The sequence below is a fragment of the Iodidimonas sp. MBR-22 genome (genome assembly GCF_029946565.1).
Lineage (GTDB): Bacteria > Pseudomonadota > Alphaproteobacteria > Sphingomonadales > Rhodothalassiaceae > Iodidimonas > Iodidimonas nitroreducens.
In genome coordinates, this window is the sequence record NZ_JARKVQ010000019.1 from 36,616 (window position 1) to 43,521 (window position 6,906).

7 protein-coding genes are annotated in these 6,906 nt (G+C 55.7%); 3 read left to right on the forward strand and 4 right to left on the reverse strand.

Annotated features, from left to right (window positions below; all coding sequences use genetic code 11):
* Window positions 1–10: 10 nt before the first annotated feature.
* Together QK300_RS12320 and QK300_RS12325 are read right to left on the reverse strand one after the other, a co-directional pair.
* Window positions 11–1,318 carry a Xaa-Pro peptidase family protein gene (locus tag QK300_RS12320; RefSeq protein WP_042087544.1) on the reverse strand — a complete coding sequence of 436 codons (1,308 nt, stop codon included), beginning with the start codon at window positions 1,316–1,318 and terminating at the stop codon, window positions 11–13.
* A gap of 189 nt (window positions 1,319–1,507) precedes the next feature.
* A complete protein-coding gene (locus tag QK300_RS12325; protein WP_281302014.1) occupies window positions 1,508–3,823 on the reverse strand; it encodes an NADP-dependent malic enzyme in 2,316 nt (771 codons plus the stop codon).
* Between the two features lie 247 nt (window positions 3,824–4,070).
* Here QK300_RS12325 and QK300_RS12330 point away from each other — a divergent pair, with 247 nt between their 5' ends.
* Window positions 4,071–4,361 carry a DUF2794 domain-containing protein gene (locus QK300_RS12330; RefSeq protein WP_348651894.1) on the forward strand — a complete coding sequence of 97 codons (291 nt, stop codon included), beginning with the start codon at window positions 4,071–4,073 and terminating at the stop codon, window positions 4,359–4,361.
* 17 nt (window positions 4,362–4,378) lie between these two features.
* Here the strand turns inward: QK300_RS12330 and QK300_RS12335 are convergent, their stop codons facing one another.
* Together QK300_RS12335 and QK300_RS12340 are read right to left on the reverse strand one after the other, a co-directional pair.
* Window positions 4,379–5,125, reverse strand: a complete 747-nt coding sequence (locus tag QK300_RS12335; RefSeq protein WP_281302012.1) for a glutathione S-transferase family protein — start codon at window positions 5,123–5,125, stop codon at window positions 4,379–4,381.
* A 5-nt stretch (window positions 5,126–5,130) separates the two neighbouring features.
* Window positions 5,131–5,847: a deiodinase-like protein gene (locus QK300_RS12340; protein WP_281302011.1), complete on the reverse strand. Its 717-nt coding sequence runs from the start codon at window positions 5,845–5,847 to the stop codon at window positions 5,131–5,133.
* 356 nt (window positions 5,848–6,203) lie between these two features.
* Here QK300_RS12340 and QK300_RS12345 point away from each other — a divergent pair, with 356 nt between their 5' ends.
* A complete protein-coding gene (locus QK300_RS12345) occupies window positions 6,204–6,572 on the forward strand; it encodes a TonB family protein (RefSeq protein ID WP_052371243.1) in 369 nt (122 codons plus the stop codon).
* A gap of 50 nt (window positions 6,573–6,622) precedes the next feature.
* Window positions 6,623–6,906, forward strand: a 284-nt coding sequence (locus QK300_RS12350; RefSeq protein ID WP_281302318.1) for a hypothetical protein, incomplete at its 3' end; no start/stop codon positions are given.

Below are 6,906 nucleotides of genomic sequence, written 5' to 3' on the forward strand. Positions count from 1 at the left end.
ATCCGGTATTTCAATAGCGATTGGCGATGGGCAATTCCTGCGCCGGGAACAGGGTGATGACCTTGGCGCCGTTGGCGGTGACCACCACTTCTTCCTCGATCCGGGCCGCCCCCGAGCCATCCTTGGCCGGGCAATAGGTTTCCAGCGCAAACACCATGCCTTCCTTGATTTCCATCGGATAATCCATGGAAACAAGGCGCGAAATGATCGGCCGTTCATGCAGGGCGACACCAAGCCCATGGCCAAATTGCAGGGCAAAGGCTTCCATCTCATTGGGGAAGCCGAAGTCTTCCGCTTTGGGGAAAGCGGCCGCGATATGATCGGTGCTGGCCCCGGGGCGCACCCGGCTCAGGGCTTCATCCATCCATTCCCGCGCCTTGGTATAGGCATCATGATGGGCGGGTGTTGCCATCCCCACATTGAAGGTGCGGTAATAGCAGGTGCGATAGCCCATATAGGCCTGAATGATATCGAAAAAGGCCTGATCGCCGGGGCGGATGATGCGATCGGTGAAATTATGGGGATGCGGGGCGCAGCGTTCGCCGGATACCGCATTGATCGCCTCCACATCATCGGAGCCCATTTCAAACAGGCGCTTTGATGCCATGGCCACGATATCGGATTCCCGCACCCCGGGTTTGAGCTTTTCATAGATATCCTGATACACCCCATCGACCATCGCCGCCGCCGTATTGAGCAGCATGATTTCATCCCGGCTTTTGATTTCCCGGGCATCAAGCATCACCTGCTGGCCATCGCGAATATCAAGGCCCAGCCTTTGCAACTCGAACATCATCGGCGGTTCGATCACATCCACACCCACGGGCATATCGGCCACACCCTGTTCGCGCAGAACATCATGAATTTCCTGCGCCGCCCGCTTGATCAGCCCCTGATCGGGGGGGATGGTGCCGCGCAGGCCCACATTCCCGGCATGACAGCAAACGGGCTGAAGCCAGGGGGCATAGATGCGGTGATGCGCCGCTGCCGAGCCGAAATCCCACAGATGCGGTTCGCCATTGCCGGTCAGCACCGTGTAGCGGCAGAATTTATCCCGCGACCATTCCCCGATCATAGTCGAGGTGATGTAGCGGATATTGTTGTTATCAAAGCACAAAAGGGCGCCAAGCTCGGAATTGCGCAAAGCCTGCCGGGCGCGGGACAGGCGATAGCGATGCAGGCGCCGGAAATCGACCCGTTCCTCGAAATCCACATTCATCACGCCATGGGCATTCAACCGCGTCCAATCATGATGGGGATTGATGTCATCAGGCAGAATTTCCAAACGATCCGAAACCGCCCGGGGCTTGTTCAACATGGTCTGTTCATGCTGATGATCGCGGGCTTTGTTATCGTGCGAATGCTTGTGGTCATCAGAGCTCATGATTTTCCCTCAGCCTTGTGTTGATGTGTGTACATGCAAACGTTTGCCTTATCATACACAGATAAAAACGCCCGTCAATGATCAGGATGCATGATCTTTCATCCTGATCGAAAAGGCGGCCCTTTAATCCTGTAAGGAGTCGATCGATAGAGAGCGGCGCAATTCCGGCGGATCAATGGCATCCACAAGGGCCAGAGCGCCGATATTCAACAGCCCCCGCGCGGTCACCGATGGGGTGACGATATGCGCCGGCTTTCTTGTGCCCAGAAGCAGCGGGCCGATGGGCAGGCCATCGCCCAGAACCTTCAAAAGTTCATAGGCGATATTGGCCGAATCGAGATTGGGCATCACCAGCAGATTGGCCATGCCATTGAGCCGGGAATGGGGAAAGATATGATCGCGAATGGCTTCATCAATGGCCGCATCGCCATGCATTTCGCCTTCCACCTCCAGATCGGGGGCGGCTTCATGGAGCAGGGCCAGGGCCGTGCGCATCTTGGCGGAACTGGCAGATTTCGACGTGCCGAAATTGGAATGCGAGAGCAGGGCCACTTTCGGCTCCAGACCAAAGCGCCGCACTTCATCGGCGGCCAGCATCGTCACTTCGGCGATTTCTTCGGCGCTGGGATCATTGGTGATGAAGGTATCGCATAAAAAGAACGTGCCCTTGCTCAGCATCAGAACCGAGAGCGCGGATGCCGCCTTCACCCCATCCGACAAGCCCACAATATCGAGGATATGATGAAGATGGCTGTCAAAACGCCCCACAGACCCGCAGACCATGGCATCGGCCTCGCCACGCTTTAAGGCCAAAGAGGCAATAGCGGTATTATTGGTGCGCATCACCGTGCGCGCTTCATCGGGGGAAACGCCCTTCCTTTCCATCAAAAGATGGTAAGCCCGCCAATAGTCGCCATAGCGGGCATCATTTTGCGGATTGACCAATTCGAAATCGCGGTCGGCCCGCATCCGCAGGCCCAGCTTTTCGATCCGGCTTTCAACCACGGCAGGCCGCCCCACAAGGGTGATATCGCCCAGATTTTCATCGAGCAGGGCCTGGGCCGCACGCAAAACCCGCTCTTCCTCGCCTTCGGCCAGCAACAGGCGCTTTTTATGGCTGCGGGCACGCTCGAAAATCGGCTGCATCAAATTGCCCGAACGGAAAACAAAGGTATTCAATTGAGTGAGATAGGCATCGAAATCCTCGATGGGCCGGCGGGCCACCCCGCTTTCCATCGCCGCTCTGGCCACCGCAGGGGCCACTTCGGTCATCAGCCGGGAATCGAAGGGCTTGGGGATCAGATAATCCGGCCCCAGCCGCAAGGGTTCGCCTTCATAGGCGCGGGCCACCACATCCGAGACTTCCTTATCGGCCAAAGAGGCAATCGCCTTCACGGCGGCGATCTTCATCGCTTCATTGATATCGCTGGCCCCCACATCCAAAGCCCCGCGAAAGATGAAGGGATAGCACAAAACATTATTCACCTGATTGGGGAAATCCGAACGCCCGGTGGCGATGATCGCATCAGGCCGGGCTTCGCGGGCCAGATCAGGCATGATTTCCGGCTCGGGATTGGCCAGTGCCATGATGATCGGCTGGCTGCCCATTTTCTTCACCATATCGGGTGTTAAAACCTTGGGTGCTGAAAGGCCCAGAAACACATCGGCATCGGCAATCGCATCATCCAGCGTGCGCATATCGGTTTGCCGGGCATAGCGGCTTTTATAGGGGTTCATGTCTTCCTTGCGGCCTTCATAAACCACGCCCTCGATATCGCACAGAATGACATTCTCGCGCTTCAGCCCCATCGAAACCAGCAGATCAAGACAGGCAAGGCTGGCCGCCCCGCCTCCGGTGGAGACCAGCCTGATCTCGTCGATCTTTTTCCCCACCACCTTCAAGGCATTATAGATCGCCGCCCCGGCCACGATGGCGGTGCCATGCTGATCATCGTGAAAAACCGGGATATCCATTTCCTTGCGCAGGCGCTCTTCGATGATGAAGCACTCAGGCGCCTTGATGTCCTCAAGATTGATCGCCCCGAAGGTGGGGCCAAGGGCGGCCACCACCTTGCAAAACAGATCCGGGTCTTTGGCATCCACCTCGATATCGAAACAATCGATATTGGCAAATTTCTTGAACAGAACGGCTTTGCCTTCCATCACCGGCTTTGAGGCCAGCGGCCCGATATTGCCCAGACCCAAAACCGCCGAGCCATTGCTGATCACCGCAACCAGATTGCCCCGGGCGGTGAGATTGGCGGCTTCATCGGGATCATCCATGATCGCCTTGCAGGCCGCTGCCACGCCGGGGGAATAAGCCAGCGCCAGATCACGCTGGGTGACCAGCGGCTTGGTGGCGACAATGGCGAGTTTTCCGGGGGGCGACATGCGATGATAACGCAGGGCGGATTCATAAAGCTTATCTGTATCGGACATAAAATAAGACAATCGTGGCTGTGGACGGGATCTGATGCTGCATCTTATAGCGCAGCAATTTCACGAACGCACCCTGTGCGACAGGGATCTGCAAACTATTTTATGGCGCAGCGCAGCAAATGGGCCGGGACCAGCGGCTGAGTGCTTGCCAAGCCCCAGTACAGGACGCACAATGAAGGGGATGATGAATTTTCATGTGACACAAAATTCAGATGGGCCTCCCATCCTGGGCCATCAGCCTGCGGTGATGTTTGCCCGCCCTGAATTGATGCGGATTCTCGATCTTTATGGTCGCTTTGTGGCCGCCGGGCTGTGGCGCGATTATGGCCTTCATGCGGGGCGGGATCGGGCCGAATTTGCCATCTTTCGCCGGGCCAGCGAGCGACCGGCCTATCGCATCATCAAAATCCCCGCCCGAGCCAATCGGCAAGGGGCATGGCTGGTTTTGGGGATGGAAGGGCAGGTGCTGCGGCGGGGCCATCATCTTGATCAGGTGTTGCGTCTGTTTGATCGGCATCTGCTCAAATTGATCGATTGAGCATCATGGATTGAGGATCAGGGCACATAGGATGTGATCGCCTGATGGAAGCTGGGCCGCGCCTCTATTGTTTCATACCATGCAAGGGTGGCGGGATAGGCCGCCAGATCATGGCCCAGCTTGGTGGCCCGATGCACATTCACCACGGCGGAAAAATCGGCCAGGGTGATGGCATCCCCCGCAAGCCACGGGGTTTTTCCTAATTGGCGGTTGGTTTGGGCGAGGAAATCCGCCACCGCCTCGTCATAGCGCCTGATATCATCGGGATCAAAGCCATCGAGAAACCGACGGTAAAAAGCCACCAGATCGGGATTGCGCTGATGGGCGGCATAAAAGGCGTATTTTTCTTGAGTGGGCGGAAATTTATCGCGGAACAGGCGATCATAGGTCAGGCTTTTGATGCTCATCTGCAATGCATCGCCCAATTCCATCCAGGGCCTGATCCGCGCCGCTTCATCATGGGATGCGGGCATCAGTTTCGGGCCGGGAAAATGATCATCCAGATAGCGGATGATATCGTGGGATTCTACGATCACCACGCCATCATGAACCAGCGCCGGCACCACCCCCTTGGGATGAATTCCCTGATAAAAAGGGGTGAGATGTTCGAATGCCATCAGGTTGATTTCGTGGCTTTCCCAGGCGATCCCCTTTTCCGCCAGCACCAATCGCGTGCGCTGGGAACAATTGGAAAAAGGGCTGTGGTAAAGATGCACCCCTAAAAGCGATGCAACCTCTTTATTTTCTGCGGTGATGATGGGCATGAGGCTCAGGAATTCCTGAATTTGCCATGCTTGTTATAATAATCATCCACCAGCTTGTGCCGCTTCATCAGCTTGGGCGTGGCAATGATGAAATCCCATAAAGCCAGAAAGCCGCCGGTCCACATGGTGCGCAGGGCGACCATCATGCCACGGCTGGCTTTCAGCTTGTGCATATCAGCATTTTCAACGGTATGAAGATTTTCGCGATCGCTCAAAGCTTCGCGCACCCCATCCACCGTGGCCCAATTGCAGCGATAATGCACGATTCCATCGGGATTGATCACATAAACGATATTGGGCATCCCACCATAAGCCTTGTGCATATCGCCCTCATAGGCATCGATATAAACCGGACGATCTTCTTCATAGCGGGGGGCGAGAAGGCTGGCCGCCTTCTTTTTGTCCTCGAAAGACTGATGCTGGCCCAAACGTTCGCCGGGATGGGCTTCGCGCACATAAACAACAATGAATTCCACATCCGGGAATTCAGCGCGCAATGCCTTCATGCCGGGAATATTTTTGGTATACATGGAGCAGGTGGCAGAGCCGGTTTCCACAACCACCCATTTGCCCTTGAAATCCGATAGATGAACCGTGCTGCCATCCTGGGCTGTGAGCGCGAAATCCTGAGCCTTTTCGCCAGCCCTTGGGCCTTTGAACAGATCCCAATCATATTGTTTCACGGTGAAGCGTGGCGCATTATAGATCATCGGCTTATTCATAGCAGCGCATTCCTTTGATAGACCAACCCTTATCGAGCAAACGTTTGCACAGTGTAACACAAGATTGTCCGCGATGAAAGCGTGGATCGGCATTTTTGAGGCGCAAGGCCACAGCGGGGGCCACGGTAAAGTGAAGATCCCTATTTTGCGGATGATCTGCGGCTAAAGTGACAGCGATCCTCATGCCAGTTGCAGAGCAGCGGTGATCGTTCAAATTTTATCGGAAAATAAATGTTATATTAGGGATATTTCTTGGCAAACTCTTAATATGTTGCGGTGCAAAAGGTCGGGGCGCAGAGATGGGTCGATTGTCATGTCGCGCAGAATTTGAACCCGTGTTCACAAAAGGCAAAAACATGTTCGCACGCAAAGCTCTCGCTGTTGCATTAATGACGACAGCCGCCCTGTCCGCCTCTTTTGGCGTGGTTAAAGCAGCCAGTGTTGCGGATTGGCAAACCGCCATCGCACGCACCGTAGCTTCAAAGCAGGTTTATCCCCGCTCAGCCATGATGCGCCAGCTTGAAGGCTCGGCCCGGGTGAAGGTTGTGATGGATCGCACCGGCGCCATTCAATCCTATGAAATCCTTCAGCCCACTGGCCATAATGTCCTCGATTCGGAAATCGAACGTTTGATGGGCCGGGTCAATCCCCTGCCAAAGCCTCCTGCTGAATTGTCCGATGATCGCCTGACGATCATTCTGCCCCTTAACTGGACTTTGCAATAAGCCACGATTGAGTTCATCAGCTAAATTGACACCCCGGCCCCCGAGCCGGGGTGACGATTTTTGATCTCGCGTGCATTCGCTGCGCTCACGGCTGCTTATTTGTTGTTTCCGCCGCGCTCGGCTTCGCCAATGCTCACATGAAACGCGCTCAAGGCTGCGGGGCGGCGCAACAGCGCCGGCGCTCAGTCGCGCTGGCTTCTTCTTCTCTCGGCCACTATCAACGTCACCCGGCCCTTTCTCCCTCTCGTCACCCCGCCCCCCGCATCACCCCACCCCCTCTTTCGTCATCAACTCTGTTGTTGGAGTTTCATATCTCTGATTTTTGCGTTAGCGA